A 16,350-nucleotide genomic window follows, 5' to 3' on the forward strand; every position below is an offset into this window, starting at 1 on the left:
GGGGGAAATCATTGGTCAACGGCGCGGGGTTTGGCGTTGCTTAATTTGGCGTTGCTTAAATAGCGTCAATGACAATAATCAATATTGGCTCAGATTAACGAATAATAGGGTTTTTATTAACTCATTAACTCCCGTAAAGGCACACTAGCACATCCGCCTTTTGGAGGAGAGGCGTTTTTGGCGTTGCTTAATCTAGACATTAATTACTCAATTGGCTCACCTTATGGGAAGTGAGCTACAGGAGCCGATCACGAGGGGTGAAAATTAGCGGCTAGCGGGCACTAATTCTTTTAGGGTTTGTTCCACGGAACGCGGCTGCCAACCGAGTTCTTGCCGTGCTTTAGTGGCATCCACTTGCACACAGCGATCGTAGATATAGTGAACTCGCTCTCGGCTTAAGGGAGGCTGCCAAGACGACAACCGCCCGATGGGATCAAGCAGAGTGCCAAGCAATCGTACCAGCCATTCTGGGGCATCGGCAGGAGCAGAAATCCCGACTTCCCGCCCTAAAATCTCAAACATCTCGCGGGTTGTTAGATCCCCGGCAGAAATGATGTAGTGTTCCCCTGCCCGACCTTTTTCGGCAGCTAACAGCAGGGCGATCGCCAGATCGTCTACCTGCACAATGCCCGTGACCCGTTGCCCACCTGCCCACAGCTTTAAGCGTCCTTTCAAAAAAGACTGAAGCACAGGACCAAAATGGGGATCATCTGCACCAAAAATGCCAGAGGGTAAGACGCTGACGGTTTGTAATCCTTGGGCAGCCGCACGATCAACCAGTTGTTGGGCTTCGTATTTGGTGCGATCGTAGGCAGAAGAAAATCCTTGCTGTTGGCGAATATAAGTTTCATCAACTGTTTGCCCGTTGGTATCACCAAAAATGCCAATGGTGCTGCAATAAACCAGTTTGGCTCCGGCTGCCTGGGCTGCTTCCACGATCGCACGAGTGCCTTCCACATTCACCCGCTGCATCTCTGCTTCGTTAACAATGCCTAACTCCACATACGCAGCCAGATGAAACACCACCTCTATTCCGGTCATGGCAGCTTGGATGGCAGCGCGATCGCTAATCTCTCCATAGACTAGATCGACCTGACAGCTTGACAAACGGTGTAAATCGCTGGACTTGCGGACGAATGCCACCACGCGATCGCCCCGCTGATTTAGCGCTTTAACCAAGTGCGATCCAGTAAATCCGTTGGCTCCAGTGACCAAAGCTTTCATAGATTAGGCTTTCATATTTAAAACTTATGCCGCAGAGGGCGCAGGTTGAATCATCGCGTTTGCCGAAATAGTATCCTGCACAGTTGACAGAATAAATCCCTTAAACTTCAGCATTAATTCTGGATTACGCCAGCCCTTTGCTGTTTCCTCATCCAAAATAGCGAGTGCTTCGATATGAGTAAAGGCACGTTTGTAAGGACGCTCACTGGTTAGGGCATCATAAATATCAATCAGTTGAAAGATCTGCGCTAGGAGCGGAATTTGCTCACCCACTAATCCATCAGGATACCCAGAGCCATCCCAGCGTTCATGGTGAGAGCGGATAATGGGCACGACTCCCCGCATGGTTCGCAAAGGTTGGCAAATCTGCTCACCGATGGAAACATGCTTTCGCATAATATCCCATTCCTCAGAGGTGAGTTTTCCTGGCTTTAATAAAACGGCATCTGGAATGCCCACTTTGCCAATGTCGTGTAAATAGCCACCCCACATTAAATCGCGAACTTCGCCACGAGTTAGCCCCAAAAATTCGCCAAATTCCTTGCCACGAGTGACTAGGCGCTCACAATGGTCACCTGTATTCGGGTCGCGACTTTCAATGGTGCGCGCGATCGAAAATAGGACTTTCTCGGCATGATCTAAATCTTCGTTCAGCCGCTTTTGCCGAATCAATGATTTAACCCGTGCGGATAGCTCTAGCTGATCGAAGGGTTTAGTCAAAAAGTCATCGCCCCCCGCTTCGATACCGCGCAGTCGAGAGCGGCGATCGTCCAATGCCGTAATAAATACAATGGGGGTGAGGCGGGTCTGGTCATCTTGTTTGAGACGACGACACACTTCAAAACCGTCCATTCCTGGCATCATTACATCTAGCAAAATCAAATCTGGATTGCCAGAATTGACTATTTCCAGAGCGCTGGGACCACTATCCGCTTCGATTACGTTGTAGCCTTCAACAGATAAGAGCGCGACTGCTGTCATCCTGCTAGAAGGATGATCATCTACTACAAGAACTTTCGGATGATCTGAATCGAGGTAATTCACGGGATGCCAACCTTGCAATAGGAATTAGGGAGCATGCAAAAGCATTTAGCTAAATTGCCCTACTAGCTTCTGAAAAATACTGTCTTCTCAGTATGATAAATCGAGGCATGGGCGAAATCAGGTTTTTTACTGAGATTGTGTAGCTAACTGCTAGCCCAATTAAGAGATAGTTGGCTTGTGCCAATTCGGACAAGTTGTTCGGAAAAACTAGAGCAGGCTTTGCAAAAGTTTATTATGTTTGAATACGCACTATTGTAACTTAAGCGATCGCGTAGCACTGACTGGTCATTTTGCAGGGGGCAAGCAGGGTCATTTCGCTCAACTGACTCATGGCAGGATTGACTTTATGGCAGGAGAGAGCTAAAAGGCAACTGAATTTGGTTAAAGCTGTAAAATTTAATATTTTTGAAGTGTTATCAGCTTCATACAAGCAAATTCAGGGAATACTGACGCTAATAACCATGATTTAAAGCTTTTTCTTTTAACTATGGTTAAGCGATGGCGGTTTGTAGGGGCGAATTTTGGCAGCATTACTGACTCTCAAAAAACTGCCTGTCTGTATGAAAGTGGAATTATTATGGGGTATGCGCATTGCACCCAAGATACTCGTAGCATTGCGGTTTAAAGGAATAGCGGTTTAAACATGACCAACGATATCGATTTGATCAAACGCCTTAGTCCAAGTGCGATGGATCAAATCATGCTTTATTTAGCGTTTAGCGCGATGCGGACTGGCGGGCACCGACATGGAGCGTTTCTAGACGCGGCAGCGACGGCGGCAAAGTGTGCTATTTACATGACTTATTTGGAGCAGGAACACAATCTCCGAATGACGGGGCACTTGCACCACATTGAGCCAAAGCGCGTTAAGGCAATTGTGGAGGAGGTTCGAGAAGCTTTAACGGAAGGAAAACTGCTAAAAATGCTAGGCTCGCAGGAGCCTCGCTATCTGATTCAGTTTCCCTATGTGTGGATGGAGCAGTTTCCCTGGCAACCGGGGCGATCGCGGATTGTAGGGTCTAGCCTCACCTCGGAAGAAAAACGGCAGCTTGAACAAAAACTTGGCGCTATCAGTTTGCCCGATGCTCAGATCATTAACTCTTTTCAGTTTTTAGATCTGATCGAATTTTTGCATGGGCGATCGCAGGAGGACTTGCCGAGCGATCGCCGAATGCCTCTCAGCGAAGCACTCGCAGAACATATTAAACGTCGCCTCATCTATTCTGGCACCGTCACTCGGATAGATTCTCCTTGGGGAATGCCCTTTTATGCCCTGACTCGTGTTTCCTATTCTCCTGCCGCAGATGAGGAGCGCACGTTCATCATGGTCGAAGACACCGCCCAATATTTTCGCCTAATGAACGATTGGGCAAATCGCCATCCTCAAGTGATGCGGATTTTGGAAGAGTTGGATATCCCCCCCGATCGGGTTGATCAGGCAATTGAAGAACTTGATGAAGTCATCCGAGCGTGGGCAGATCGCTATCACCAAGTTGGCGGCGTATCCTTTGTGGTTCAGATGGCAATGGGTTCCAGACAGCCAGAACTTTAAGCAGGGATTCATTGAAAACTGATAGATTGGGCAGGTTTTAGCCTCCATCGCCCAAAATAAAATCAAAATTTCCTTCGCCGACCGTTTCATGAAGAGTTTTAAGAGTTTTGATGGGGTCATCATAGGGACCATTCATGTAGCAGGGCTTGCCGCCTCGCCCAAAGGTTAAAATGGGCGTTCCTTTCCAGTCTCCTAGCTGCGATCGCGCTTGTTCAAAATCTGGATGGGGTTGAAAGCCTAAAGTTTTGGCATAGTCAGCGCCGCCAAATACGATCGCTTGCGCCAGTTCTAAAGGAATGTCTTCTGTTCCCGCCGGAAACTGACTGTAGACAAATTCTACAAAGTCTTTGTAGGTGCTGGGGTTCATCAGGCGTGGACCTGACGCATCTTTTACGCCCAAGCACCACAAATCGACCAGGTAGGTGCAAACTTCCAGTCGATTAAATCCTGCCTTGCGAGATAAGATAATCACGGCTAATCCAGCATCCATGTCGTCTTCTAATTCGTCTGAGGGGGAGATCGCGCTTTCCGTTTGGCGTTCCCGCAGTAGACTCGCTAAGCAATTTTGATTGATTAAGCATTGAAAGAGGGGGTTTAACTCTCCAGCCGCCAGCCGAGCCATCGCTGCTTGTTCGGCGTGGGCTTTAATTAGGGTGCTTACTTCTGCCGGACGTAGCCCAAGCTGACGAGCAATCTGCTTCGGCGCAACATTACGAGTGCGGAGGTCTAAAACGGCTTGCTCTTGTTCAGGAGTCATCAGAAAATCAGCAAAAGAGTGAGTTCTAGATTGCCATGCTTAAGATTTGCTGTAAACAGTTGCCCTGTAGACTAAAGAAATGTATCCAAATTTTCTACCTGCCACGGTTGCCCAACTGACTGAACCGACCTCGATCTCGTTGGCACAGCAAATCCAGCGGCAAGCGATTTTGACACCGCTTAGATCGAATGCGATCGCCACCGCGTTTGTCCAGCAAGGCGGAGGCGATCCGCCGATTTTGTTGCTACACGGCTTTGATAGTTCCGTATTTGAATTTCGCCGATTGCAGCCATTGCTTGCCGCCAATCATGCGACTTGGAACGTAGATTTACTAGGGTTTGGCTTCACCGATCGCCCAACCGATGGGCCCTTTACCCCCGCTGCCATCAAAACCCATCTTTACTGCACCTGGAAAACCTTGATCGGTCAGCCGATAGTGCTAGTGGGTGCTTCCATGGGCGGAGCAGCGGCGATCGACTTTGCTCTGACCTATCCTGAAGCCGTCAGACAACTGATCTTAATAGACAGCGCTGGTTTTGCCGCAGGTCCAGAAATGGGCAAATTTATGATTCCGCCCCTAGGTTACTTAGCCACCGAATTTTTGCGTCGCCCTGGGGTTCGCCGGCAGGTGAGCCTGAAAGCCTACGCCGACCCCAGTTTCGTCACCGCCGATGCCGAACTGTGCGCTGCGCTGCATCTCCAACTGTCTGGCTGGCAACAAGCCCTGATTGCCTTTACTAAAAGCAATGGTTACAACTTTCTTGCCAACAAAATTGCTCAAATTACTCAACCAACGCTGATTATTTGGGGTGATCGCGATCGCATTTTAGGAATCGCCGATGCCGAAAAATTCACCAGTGCATTGCCCCACAGCAAACTTGTTTGGGTGCCCAACTGTGGACATGTGCCCCATTTGGAAAAACCTGGAATCACGGCTCAGGCGATCGAGTCATTCATTGAGGCTTGATGAAGTCCGAGGTTCGGAGTGCATCATCGAAAAATATCATGCCGCGATTAGCCGTAGCCCACAGCCCATTGGGAATCTCCTAGGTATGTTTGGGCAGTCCCTAGGAGATGTCTATGCCCATGCAGCCTGATCGCTAAGACTTGATAAATTGCTATTGTCAAGCTTATGGTTATTCAGATTTCAGGGATGCCATATCGATCACGAAGCGGTATTTCACATCGGACTTGAGCAGGCGATCGTAGGCTTCATTGACCTTTTGAATGGGAATGACTTCGACATCTGCGGTAATATTATGCTCACCGCAAAAGTCGAGCATCTCCTGGGTTTCGGCAATGCCGCCGATCATCGAGCCAGAGAGGCTACGGCGACCCATGATCAGGCTAAAGGCTGCAACCTCCAAGGGCTTTTCCGGTGCGCCAACCAGAGTAATGTTGCCGTCGAGACGGAGCAGGTTGAGATAGGCGTTAATGTCGTGCTTGGCGGCGACGGTATCGAGGATGAAATCGAAGCTGCCCGCGTGTTTCTGCATTTCGTCGGCATTGCGGGACACCACGACTTCATCCGCACCGAGACGCAGGGCATCTTCCGTCTTGCCGGGGGACGTGGTAAAAACCACAACGTGCGCTCCCAGTGCATGAGCAATCTTCACGCCCATGTGTCCCAGTCCGCCAAGACCCACCACCCCCACTTTCTTGCCCTCAGTCACACCCCAGTGGTGCAGGGGCGAGTAGGTGGTAATCCCAGCACAGAGAAGCGGTGCAACTCCAGCCAGATCGAGGTTCTCTGGAACGCGCAGCACGAAGCGTTCATCCACAACGATGCTATTGGAGTAGCCGCCATAGGTGACGGGAGCCGTCTTGTGCTTGTCTGGGGAGTTGTAGGTGAAGATCGTATTTTGGCAAAACTGCTCAAAGCCCGCTTTGCAGTTCGGGCAGGTGCCGTCGGAGTCAACCATGCAGCCAACTCCCACCGCATCACCGGGTTTGTACTTTGTCACTGCCGAGCCAACTTCGGTGACGCGACCGACGATCTCGTGACCGGGGACGATCGGATAGGTGGTGGACATGAATTCGCTCCACTCGTCCCGCGCTGCATGAAGGTCAGAGTGGCAAATGCCGCAGAAGAGGATTTCGATCTGCACATCGGTTTCAGTGAGATCGCGTCGGGCGATCATCGTGGCGGCTAACGGTGTGGTTGCGCTGGCGGCAGCATACGCTTTGGTGTTGGACATGAATTAATGCTCCTATTTGTTTACATTCTATGGCTCTTGCCAATGGCTTGCTTACTAGCTGAGATGCTGAACGAAGAAGGACGCAAGTTTGTCCCAGGGAATGAGATTCACTCGATCGTACAAATCGACGTGTCCCGCCTTGGGAACGATGTAAAGCTCCTTTGGCTCGGCGGCACGTTTGTAAGCATCTTCGCTGAACTCCCTGGAGTGGGCATCTGCCCCCGTGATGAACAGCATGGGACGAGGCGAAATCGTTTCAATGTCATCGAATGGGTAGAAGTTCATGAATTTGACGTTACTGGTCAGCGTCGGGTGGGTTGTCAGTTGTGGTGACGTACCTTTGGGGGTATATTCGCCCCTGGAAGTGCGGTAGAAGTCATAAAACTCACGCTCAATGGGGGTGGAGTTTTCCTTCAGTTGATGTACGGTTCCACCTGTGTATTGAGTCTCGCCGCCTGTGAACTCTGCATAGCGTTGCTCAGCCGTCTGTGCAATGACTTCCTTCCTCTGTTCAAGGGTTGTCGAACGTCTCAGCCCATTACGGTTGGCTGCACCCATGTCGTACATACTGACCGTCGCGATCGCCCTCATGCGCGGGTCAATTTTGGCGGCGCTGATGACAAAGCTGCCGCTGCCGCAAATCCCAAGAGCGCCAATCCGGTTCCGGTCAACGAATGGACGGGTGCCTAGAAAGTCGATCGCAGCACTGAAATCCTCGGCATAAATATCTGGCGCAACAACGTTACGAGGCTGCCCCTCACTCTCGCCCCAGAAGGACAAATCGAGGGACAGGGTGATGAATCCCTGTTCAGCCAGCTTTTGGGCATACAGATTGGCGCTCTGTTCTTTGACCGCACCCATCGGATGCCCCACAATGATGGCGGGATGCTTGGCGGTCTGATCCAAGGCGTTGGGCATGAAGAGAGTCCCGGCAACCTGCATGTTGTATTGGTTTTTGAACGTCACCTTCTGCATCGTTACCTTGTCGCTTTTGTAGAAATTGTCTGCCCCCTCGACCACAGCGGACGGTTGCACAGGTGCTTGGGCGATCCGACGCGAGATGTGGGGTTGGTCGATCACAAACGCTGTCGTTGTGCAGATTGCACTCATCAAGAGGGTTGGTATGAAAACAGCATGTTTCATTGCTTGCTTCGGATAGTTGAGTTGATCGAATGGGTTTGCAGTGCGATCGTCGTTACCAAGTTTCATTGCCGTACCCTTCTATGGCGTTTGCAGCTCGATCGTCACCTTGACAGAAGCAGGCACATTCAACGCCGTCAGATCACCGTCAATTTTGCCGAGGATCACGAGTCCGTCTGAGTAGCCAAAATCGTTGTAATAGATCGCCAAGTTCCCCCAGGGAGCGTAATACGCAAGATCGCCAACAGACGGATCACTACCCGGAGGTGCATCTTCTGTTGATAACCGTCTTGGCAAATCACTAACTTTTTCGGTGTTCGCGTGGTCTTTCAACGTCAACGTTAATGGCAGCAGGGAAATAAAAACCTGAGTGGTTTTGCTATCAATCAACGTCGCTGTCATCACTTCGTTTCCGACCCTGATGTTGATCTTCATCCTGTTTGCCTGCTCAGTTGATGGTTCAGTCGGTGTCTCTGACGGTATCTCTGATGAGGTACTGCTGGTGATACTGTTGTTGGCACGGCAAGCTGAGGAGCTAAGAGACATTGCCAGGGCGAGGAGCAAAATCAGCATTCGCTTCTGACCGTTTTTTCCTCTAGCGGTCAGCCATCTCGAAAGCATCAAGTTTCCCCCTTATACTGCTCGTCGCTGACCTGTTCCAGCCAGTCCACAGGGCTGCCATTGAGCGCCTCATGAATGGCAATATGAGTCATGGCTGTCGTGGCGGTAGCGCCGTGCCAGTGTTTCACACTGGGTGGAATCCAGACAACATCCCCCGGTCTAATTTCCTGAATTTGACCGCCCCACTGCTGCACCCAGCCCATTCCATCCGTCACAATGAGGGTTTGCCCCAAAGGATGGGTATGCCATGCGGTGCGGGCACCAGGCTGGAAGGTGACACTTGCACCAGATGCGCGTGACGGCTCGTGTACTGGAAACAGAGGATTGATGCTTACAGAACCCGTGAAATAGTCGGCTGATCCTTTAGTGGAAGGCTGCGAACCATTCCGTGTGATTTCTACGCTTTGTGGGCGATCGCCCGATGAGACTTGAGTATGCCCTGCCTGTGCAAACCCCAAAGCGAATGAGAATGCCATGACAGGTATCGTGAGCCGTTTCATTGTTGTTCCTCCATGTTTAATGCAACGCCCATGAAAAACTTGCCCACAGCGAGTCGCTGTGGATTGGCTGGTGCTTCCTGTGGATCGCAAGAAGTGATCGCTCCAACCAACCTGTGTATTTCCTTTAATAAAAGTCCAGACGATTACAAGCCGTTGGAATCGTTTTCTATTGCTTTAACCTCATTCTAGGCATCCTGAAAGGTAAGCAATAGGATGATTGTCTAGAATGGTTGTACAATCCTGCAAACCTAGCCATGAATGCGACTAAAGTCATAGCAGAGTTCGATCGAGCTTCCATTAACAATCCGCAGGCAAAACGCGAGGCAGACAGAGCGCAAGCCAACCGAGACGAACTGGCTGATCGGCTTGCCCAGGCAATGGGTCAGGATGGGACGATCGAGCCACTGCAAGGCTTGCACGTCTATCGCATCTCTTCCCCTTCGGAATGCCTGCATAGTGTCTCGGTTCCTTCCTTTTGTGTGATTGCTCAAGGCAGCAAAGAAGTACTGCTGGGTAGCGATCGCTATCAGTACGACCCGCTGCGCTATCTGCTGGCGACCGTTGAAATGCCGATCGCCAGTCAAATTCTAGAAGCCACTCCAGATAAACCTCACCTGAGCCTGCGGCTGGATCTTGCCCCCACCTTAGTTAGCGCCGTCATGGTTGAGGCAGGCTATCCCTCAGACCAGCGGGGTGCCAATGTCAAAGCGATCGACGTTAGCCCATTGGATGCCAATCTGCTAGACGCTACGGTGCGGCTTGTCCGGTTGCTCGATGCCCCGGCGGAAGCGCCTGTGCTGGCACCCTTGATTAAGCGGGAAATCATTTATCGCCTGCTGACGGGAGCGCAAGGGAATCGGCTGCGACAAATTGCTGTTCTGGGCGGCTACACTCACCACATTGCCAGAGCCGTTGATCGCCTGCGTCAAGACTTTGACCAACCGCTGCGGATAGAAACCATCGCCCGCGAACTTGGCATGAGTGTTTCAGGCTTTCATCATCATTTCAAGTCTGTCACTGCCATGAGTCCCTTGCAGTTCCAGAAGAACCTGCGGCTTCAGGAAGCTCGCCGCTTGATGCTGGGGGAAAGCCTGGATGCAACCAGTGCCGCCTACCGAGTGGGCTATGACGATGCCTCACACTTCAACCGGGAGTACAAGCGACTCTTTGGTGCCCCACCCATGCGTGATGTGGAACGGCTGCGCGAAGCAACCAGGGAGCCTGCTCGTTCAACATGATCCCATCAATATCTTCAGTTGAGAGGATAATAATACTCTCCCTGTTGATCACTTAAAGTAAATCAACAGATTGAGTCCGGGAATCGTGCGAGAGAGCGTCCAGAGCAAGAGGGCGATGTAAAGGATGCCAAGCGACCACTGATACCAAACCAGGGTCGTAATCAGTCCGGGCAGATGTTCATCGCGCAAGCGAATGTCATTAAAGCCAAATTTCAGCAGGTTGTTAAAGCTGAAGTCAAAGTAGTTGAGCCAACTCCAGCGCCGATCCCAGAGGATGGGAACATAGCGTTCACGAAACATCTCGAAGCGAGGCAGGATGGGAAGTCGCCCAATTAAGATGCGTAACTGGCGCAGAGAGCCTTCTTCGCTAAAGTAGCTAACATTCATTAAGGAGTGATAGCGCCCTTGTTGATAGAGGCTGATCAGCAGCAGCGCCGGGAAGGGAACCGCGATCGCGCCTAAGCTCAGCAGCGTCCAAATTGGATATTCGGCATTGCGAAAAATAGCGCTAAATCCTGCCAAGGTCAGAAGGCTGTAGGTACTCATCACCCAAATTGCTTCCGTGGGTGACGGCACAATGGGATTGGGGGCGATGCGTCGCCAGCGATCGACCAGCCAAAATAACACCCCAAAATAAGCGATCGCCACCAGACCGACCCCAAAAATCAACCAAGTGTTGGTGCCATAGCGACTAAGCAGCAACAGCAATCCCAAACTGATACAGGCTAGCCCCGTGCCGAGACGACTCAGCAATTCTTGGGTAGGAGACATCACGTCTCTGGCAATCACGCGATCGCGCACATTAATGTAGGTCGCCAAATCCACCGCTCCTAGGGACAGCAATTCAGTCGGATTTCGGAAGGGAAGTTGGGTGCGACGTTGGGCGATCGCGGCTGCCTGATCACTCGAAAAACCTAGCCGCGTCAACTGCATCACTGGAGCCGTATTGATATTTACGCCATAGATTTGCTGCCGTAATTCGCCCCAGCGCAAGCGCTCTCGCGTATACTCCAACTGATTTGCATCTGAAATTTGCTCCAATCGCCGAAAGTTACCCACCAGTTCCCGCAGCAGATTCTCATTGCCTTGCAGCGTCGGCACGGAAATATATTTGCCAATTTGCCCCGGATTTCCGACAATTTTCGCTTGGTCCGAATCAAACCTCAATCCCGGCACATTCAGATAAGCGCCTTTGGCAAATCCCGCATAGCCAAAGTCCATACGCCCTAGCAGCGTCGCTCCCCGCAAATTAACCGGCTGGTTAAATCGCACTTCTCGAAACAACCCCGTTTTTTCAAACACCGCATCCGCCAGAAATAGGGCTTGGCTAAAAGTGCTGCGCGTAAATATCACTTGATCATGCCAAAGGGTTTGAGCAAAATCGGCGTTTCCTTGCCACTGAATCCGTGAAAAATTGGCAGTTTTCTGAAAAACTGCTCGGTTAAAATTCGCAGTTGCTTGAAACTCACTGTTTTGAAAATTGACGGTGCCCTGAAACTGAACCTGATCAAAGTCTACTTTGGTAAAAAAGATGCTACTGCGAAAACGGGCATCGCGGCTAAAGGACGCTCCCGCAAAGTTAGTAGACTGGCTAAATCGCGCTTGCGACCAATCGGCGGCTTGCAAAAACTGTGCGCCTTGCGCTTCAACCCGATTCAGAAAAAAGGTGTTGGTAAAATCTGCATTGCCCATAAACCGCGCTTGCATCAGTTTGAGGGCACCGCGAAAGGCGGTGATTTGCAGGGAAGTGGCTTGAGGATCAAGATTGGGGGTCGTCAGCAAGGATTTGGAAAGCTTGCCCAATTGAGATAGGCGGCGGCGATCACGCTGAAGCTGAACTTGCTCGGCGGCAGAGAAAATTGGAGCGAGTGCTTGCCCATACAGGGGCGCTCGTAGCCCAAGCTGACTGACTTGAAAATCACCTTGGATCACAGAATTACTCAAATCGAGACCCACTGGCGTTCCTGGACGCTGAATTTGGACTTTAACCAGTCGATAAAACTGATCGCGAAAGTCTGCATTCCCTGGACTTAAATCGATGATTAATCCATGCAAATCGACCGTAGGTAACCCATCGCTTTGCACTAAATTTTTGAGCCGATCCTGCAAAATTTCTAGCGTCAGCGGCACGCGATCGGGCTGGGCGATCGCTGCCTGTGCCGCAGAGCAAGGGAACAGGGAAACGGGAAACGGGATCAGTAAACCAACAAACAGCAGTAGGGCAATTAACCTACTGACAATGAATCGATAGATTGAACTGGGAGATCGCGTATCCAAGCGAGGTGTGCAAGCATAATGGGCGCTGCGATCGTACACTGAACCGCTAACAAAACACCGCTATTGTTCAATAGAGTAAAGAGTAATCGCGTTGAGGATGAATTGGAAGCGCGATAGCCAGTCTTGCAGAGTATATTGCTACAAAGCAAACGCACTATTTCATTGAGTCCCCAGTCACTTTGGAAAGTCGCTGCCCAGAAACTCGATCAGTTAGATTCAGTAGCAAGTTTAGAAGATTTGCGAGTACCACCGGGAAATCGTCTGGAAGCTTTGGAGGGCGATCGCTCAGGACAATACAGCATTCGCATTAACGACTAATATCGCCTTTGTTTTATCTGGCACGAAAACGAACCTAGCGACGTAGAAATTGTCGATTATCACTAACCGTCACCTTACCCAATCCAATGATTTGAGTTCCCACCCATCGCGCACCCACCCATCCCGGCGAAATGCTAATGGAAGAGTTTTTGGTGCCTATTAACCTACCGATCCAAGAACTTGCTGCCGCGATCCATGTCCCTGTGGTGGACATTCAGACGATCGTTCAGCAGCAGCAGGCAATTACGCCTAGCCTAGCCCTACGGCTGGCAAAATACTTTGGAACCTCAGTTGATTTCTGGATGACTTTACAACTGCGATGGGATTTATACCATGCATTAAATACAGAAGCAGAGGCTCTGTCTCGCATCCAGCCCCGCTCTGCTTAACATCCACTCGCTAGACTCGACAACCCGCACTCTGCTCTAATTGTTTCAGACGATTTTGGATGCGTTTGTAGTCAGCGATCGCGGGTTGAAAGTCTGGCTTTAAGGCGATCGCGTTTTCAAACGACCGCACGGCTTCTGCATACTGTTTCAGTTCTGCTAAGGCTCGCCCCCGCCAATACCAGGGAATGTGGCGTTTAGGCTTCAGCCGGATTGCCCGCTCAAATGCGGCGATCGCTTCTTTATAGCGCTGCGATCGCATGAGGCTAGCCCCTAGACAACACCAAAGTTCCACATGCTTCGGGTGAAGCTGAAGCGCTTTGTTATAAGCAGTCGCCGCTTCATCATGACGACTCAAGAGGGTCAACACATTTGCCTGACACCGCCACAATTCTGGGTCATCGGAACAGGTTTGTAGCGCTTGATTAAACGCAGTTAGGGCTTCTTCATAGCGCTGCAACTTCTCTAAAGTGCGCCCTTGATTAAACCAAATGTGATGGGTGTCTGATTCTGTCGTGTTGGGGGTTTCAGGCGCAAGGTCTGCACCGATGAGACTGGTAACCAAAAAATTAATCTGAGTTTCCTCTTCTTCAATCAGGTGGATCAACTCGGTATCTGGCGCGTCTGGGGTGCAGTTGATAATGGAAGTTTCTTCAAAAAAGTCACTAGAGGTATCAAGATTCAAAGCCGCCGCATCCGGTTGGGGTGGCTGAGCATTGCTAAAAGACGCTTGGCGTAATCTCAAGTTTGAGGAAGTTAAGCCGTCTTTTTCAGTCGTCCCCGAAAAAACGGTCACATCTTCATCAACCGTTGGCGCAATCACGCTTTGGTGAAGCTGCTTCAAAATGCGGGTGCGTGCATCTACGGATGCTTGAAAATCGGGCTTAAGCTGCAAAACCCGGTCATAGCTGGCGATCGCCGCTTCCGATTGCCCCAATTTTTCGAGCAGTTTCCCGCGATCGTGCCATGCCCAATAATTGGCTGGCTGTAGCTGGATGACCTGTTGAAACGCCATCAGTGCTTCATGGGGTTTTCTCACGGTGGCGAGCAGCGTCGCTTGTTTAAACCAGGCAAGATGATCATCGGGCTGAATTTCGACCACGCGCTGATATGCCGCGATCGCAAGATCAAATTCCTGCAAATTTTCCATTGCCATGCCGCGCATAAACCAGGCAAGCCCATCATCTGGATTCTCTTGAATGGCGCGATCGCAGGAGGCGATCGCTTCATCATAATGCTGCAAATGGTAGAGCGTATCGACCTGTTTTAATCGGCTCAAAAGTTGCTTACGGCTGGCAATGGCAACCTGAAAATCAGGCTTGAGGTTGACCGCCCGATCGTAGGATGCAATTGCCTCGTCAAACCGATTCAAAGTCTCCAACATTTTGCCGCGATCGTGCCACGCCCAGTAGTTATCAGGCTTTAGCTGCACCACTTGCTCGTAAGCCTGGAGTGCTTCGGTCGATCGCTGAAGCCGTTCAAAGGCATTCCCGCGCTTATACCACGCCAAGTAATCCTCTGGTTGAAGCTGAAGCACCCGTTCATAGGAATCCGCTGCTTCTTCGTAACACTCCAAATTTTCTAAGGCAATTCCCCGTTTAAACCAGGCTACATAATCACTGGAACTGGCTTGGATCACTCGATCGTAAGCAACTACGGCTTCTCGATAGCGCTGCTGCTGGAATAATTCATCTCCCCGTTCGAGCCAAACGAGATGCCCCTCTACGGTGACAATCGTTTGTTCTGTTAATAAATCTGAAACCGAAGTCACTCCCATCAAACCGTTCAAATCTGCCAGTGCTTCGGCAGCAGAGGGATAGCGATCGCGAAAATCGTAGCGCACCATCCTATCTAAAATGGTAGCAAGTTCGGAGCTAACTGGAGCGCGATCGCGCCACAGAATTTCGCTCGTTTTCACATCTTTAGGCAGCTTCTGGAGATAACTTCCAGTCAGGCATTGAATCGCCAAAATCCCAAGCGCATAAATATCACTGCTAAAACATGGCATTCCCGCCAATTGCTCGTTCGGCATGTAACCAGAAGACCCGATCGCCACACTATCGGTTGAGTGCCGATGGTCACCATCCGCCCAGCCGATTTGCTTAACAGCACCAAAATCGATCAGAACCAAACATTGATCCTGCGATCGGCGAATGAGATTAGATGGTTTAATGTCGCGGTGAACCACCTGCTGCTGATGCACAAACTCCAGCACCGTTAAAATATCTTGCAAAAGATGCAGGATTTCTGCTTCAGCAAACTGCGTCCGCTGCCGTAATTCCTGATTAAAAACGGTTCCTTCAATAAATTCTTGCACCAGGAAAAAGTTCTGCTCTTCTTCAAAGTGAGCGAATAGCCTAGGAATCTGGCTATGGCTGCCTAAGGCATAAAGCACCTCAGCTTCTGTATCGAATAAGCGCTTTGCAGCCTGAAACGTTTCTGGATCAACCTTTTTAGGTTTTAGCTGCTTGACTACACAGGTAGGCTGTCCCGGCAAATGTAAATCGTCTGCCAAATAGGTTTGCCCAAAACCACCGCCCCCCAAATGCTGTTTAATTTCGTAACGGCTTCCAAGAATTTTGCCCAGCATAACTTGCCAATCTTCCAGAGTTTACAAGTCTATGTAGCGACAGCCAGGAAATTTCCGAAGCTACTCCACCCTATCTATAAGGATCGCAACAAAGTAGTTTCAAGGGTTCCGAGGAATTACCCAGAAAAGCTTAAAAGCATCGTGGATTTGCATGAAGAAACCATGAAGATTTCAGCTTGAGATATTCACGGATAGAGAAAGGTTTTGTTTATGGAAAAGCGCAAAGTCTGTGGTGGTCCATATTAAAGGGCGATCGCCACACATCGATCAATTAAATAGTGGTCAACCAAATTTTTTGTCGAGAATCTTGACGAACTGTTCATCTTTGTCAAGACTTCATCAACTTTGAAAACTTTCCTTGTTATTCTTAATCAAGGGTGGCTGGGCAAGATTCCGATCCAAGATTGCAAAATACATTGGCTCTCTTCTAAATCTCTAGCGTGATGTATTTTCAGATTTGTAATTTGTTTTATTGCTGAGTGCATTGGTATTTGGCGCTTTTAGA

Annotated in this window: 15 protein-coding genes and 1 pseudogene; 7 read left to right on the plus strand and 9 right to left on the minus strand. The window is 50.1% G+C overall.

Annotated elements, in window-relative coordinates; all coding sequences use genetic code 11:
* Window positions 1–264: 264 nt before the first annotated feature.
* Both AC1S5B_RS02530 and AC1S5B_RS02535 read right to left on the minus strand, forming a co-directional pair.
* A complete protein-coding gene (locus tag AC1S5B_RS02530; protein WP_482034149.1) occupies window positions 265–1,224 on the minus strand; it encodes an NAD-dependent epimerase/dehydratase family protein in 960 nt (319 codons plus the stop codon).
* Between the two features lie 24 nt (window positions 1,225–1,248).
* Window positions 1,249–2,268 (minus strand): response regulator, encoded by a 1,020-nt coding sequence (locus AC1S5B_RS02535; RefSeq protein ID WP_482034150.1) that lies wholly within the window; start codon window positions 2,266–2,268, stop codon window positions 1,249–1,251.
* 487 nt (window positions 2,269–2,755) lie between these two features.
* On the opposite strand from AC1S5B_RS02535, the gene AC1S5B_RS02540 reads away from it, so the two are divergent.
* Both AC1S5B_RS02540 and hetR read left to right on the plus strand, forming a co-directional pair.
* On the plus strand, window positions 2,756–2,893 hold the full coding sequence (locus tag AC1S5B_RS02540) for a hypothetical protein (protein ID WP_482034151.1): 138 nt from the start codon (window positions 2,756–2,758) through the stop codon (window positions 2,891–2,893).
* 18 nt (window positions 2,894–2,911) lie between these two features.
* Window positions 2,912–3,820: a heterocyst differentiation master regulator HetR gene (gene hetR / locus AC1S5B_RS02545; protein ID WP_482034152.1), complete on the plus strand. Its 909-nt coding sequence runs from the start codon at window positions 2,912–2,914 to the stop codon at window positions 3,818–3,820.
* A 37-nt stretch (window positions 3,821–3,857) separates the two neighbouring features.
* On the opposite strand, the gene AC1S5B_RS02550 is transcribed toward hetR, so the two are convergent.
* On the minus strand, window positions 3,858–4,577 hold the full coding sequence (locus tag AC1S5B_RS02550; protein ID WP_482034153.1) for a hypothetical protein: 720 nt from the start codon (window positions 4,575–4,577) through the stop codon (window positions 3,858–3,860).
* Between the two features lie 79 nt (window positions 4,578–4,656).
* Here AC1S5B_RS02550 and AC1S5B_RS02555 point away from each other — a divergent pair, with 79 nt between their 5' ends.
* A complete protein-coding gene (locus tag AC1S5B_RS02555) occupies window positions 4,657–5,544 on the plus strand; it encodes an alpha/beta fold hydrolase (RefSeq protein WP_482034154.1) in 888 nt (295 codons plus the stop codon).
* A gap of 169 nt (window positions 5,545–5,713) precedes the next feature.
* Here the strand turns inward: AC1S5B_RS02555 and AC1S5B_RS02560 are convergent, their stop codons facing one another.
* The 4 genes from AC1S5B_RS02560 to AC1S5B_RS02575 are packed head-to-tail and all read right to left on the minus strand — an operon-like array spanning window position 5,714 to window position 9,036.
* Window positions 5,714–6,775 carry an NAD(P)-dependent alcohol dehydrogenase gene (locus AC1S5B_RS02560; RefSeq protein ID WP_482034155.1) on the minus strand — a complete coding sequence of 354 codons (1,062 nt, stop codon included), beginning with the start codon at window positions 6,773–6,775 and terminating at the stop codon, window positions 5,714–5,716.
* 54 nt (window positions 6,776–6,829) lie between these two features.
* Complete coding sequence (locus AC1S5B_RS02565; RefSeq protein WP_482034156.1) at window positions 6,830–7,984, minus strand: alpha/beta hydrolase; 1,155 nt, start codon at window positions 7,982–7,984, stop codon at window positions 6,830–6,832.
* 12 nt (window positions 7,985–7,996) lie between these two features.
* A complete protein-coding gene (locus AC1S5B_RS02570) occupies window positions 7,997–8,536 on the minus strand; it encodes a cyclophilin-like fold protein (protein WP_482034157.1) in 540 nt (179 codons plus the stop codon).
* Window positions 8,536–9,036 carry a (R)-mandelonitrile lyase gene (locus AC1S5B_RS02575; protein WP_482034158.1) on the minus strand — a complete coding sequence of 167 codons (501 nt, stop codon included), beginning with the start codon at window positions 9,034–9,036 and terminating at the stop codon, window positions 8,536–8,538. The genes AC1S5B_RS02570 and AC1S5B_RS02575 overlap by 1 nt, the downstream gene beginning before the upstream one ends.
* 30 nt (window positions 9,037–9,066) lie before the next feature.
* On the opposite strand from AC1S5B_RS02575, the gene AC1S5B_RS02580 reads away from it, so the two are divergent.
* Both AC1S5B_RS02580 and AC1S5B_RS02585 read left to right on the plus strand, forming a co-directional pair.
* Window positions 9,067–9,225: a hypothetical protein gene (locus tag AC1S5B_RS02580; protein ID WP_482034159.1), complete on the plus strand. Its 159-nt coding sequence runs from the start codon at window positions 9,067–9,069 to the stop codon at window positions 9,223–9,225.
* Between the two features lie 65 nt (window positions 9,226–9,290).
* Window positions 9,291–10,274, plus strand: a complete 984-nt coding sequence (locus AC1S5B_RS02585) for an AraC family transcriptional regulator (RefSeq protein WP_482034160.1) — start codon at window positions 9,291–9,293, stop codon at window positions 10,272–10,274.
* A gap of 48 nt (window positions 10,275–10,322) precedes the next feature.
* Here the strand turns inward: AC1S5B_RS02585 and AC1S5B_RS02590 are convergent, their stop codons facing one another.
* Entirely contained in the window at window positions 10,323–12,590 is a 2,268-nt protein-coding gene (locus AC1S5B_RS02590) for a pentapeptide repeat-containing protein (RefSeq protein ID WP_482034161.1), read from the minus strand.
* Between the two features lie 96 nt (window positions 12,591–12,686).
* Here AC1S5B_RS02590 and AC1S5B_RS02595 point away from each other — a divergent pair, with 96 nt between their 5' ends.
* Window positions 12,687–12,869, plus strand: coding sequence for a type II toxin-antitoxin system RelE/ParE family toxin (locus tag AC1S5B_RS02595; RefSeq protein WP_482034162.1), 183 nt, complete (start codon window positions 12,687–12,689; stop codon window positions 12,867–12,869).
* A gap of 119 nt (window positions 12,870–12,988) precedes the next feature.
* A pseudogene (locus tag AC1S5B_RS02600) lies at window positions 12,989–13,258 on the plus strand (HigA family addiction module antitoxin); the annotation flags it as partial.
* Between the two features lie 10 nt (window positions 13,259–13,268).
* On the opposite strand, the gene AC1S5B_RS02605 reads toward AC1S5B_RS02600, so the two are convergent.
* On the minus strand, window positions 13,269–15,845 hold the full coding sequence (locus AC1S5B_RS02605) for a tetratricopeptide repeat protein (protein WP_482034163.1): 2,577 nt from the start codon (window positions 15,843–15,845) through the stop codon (window positions 13,269–13,271).
* Window positions 15,846–16,350: the final 505 nt, after the last annotated feature.

Source organism: Leptolyngbya sp. CALU 1928 (assembly GCF_056784215.1).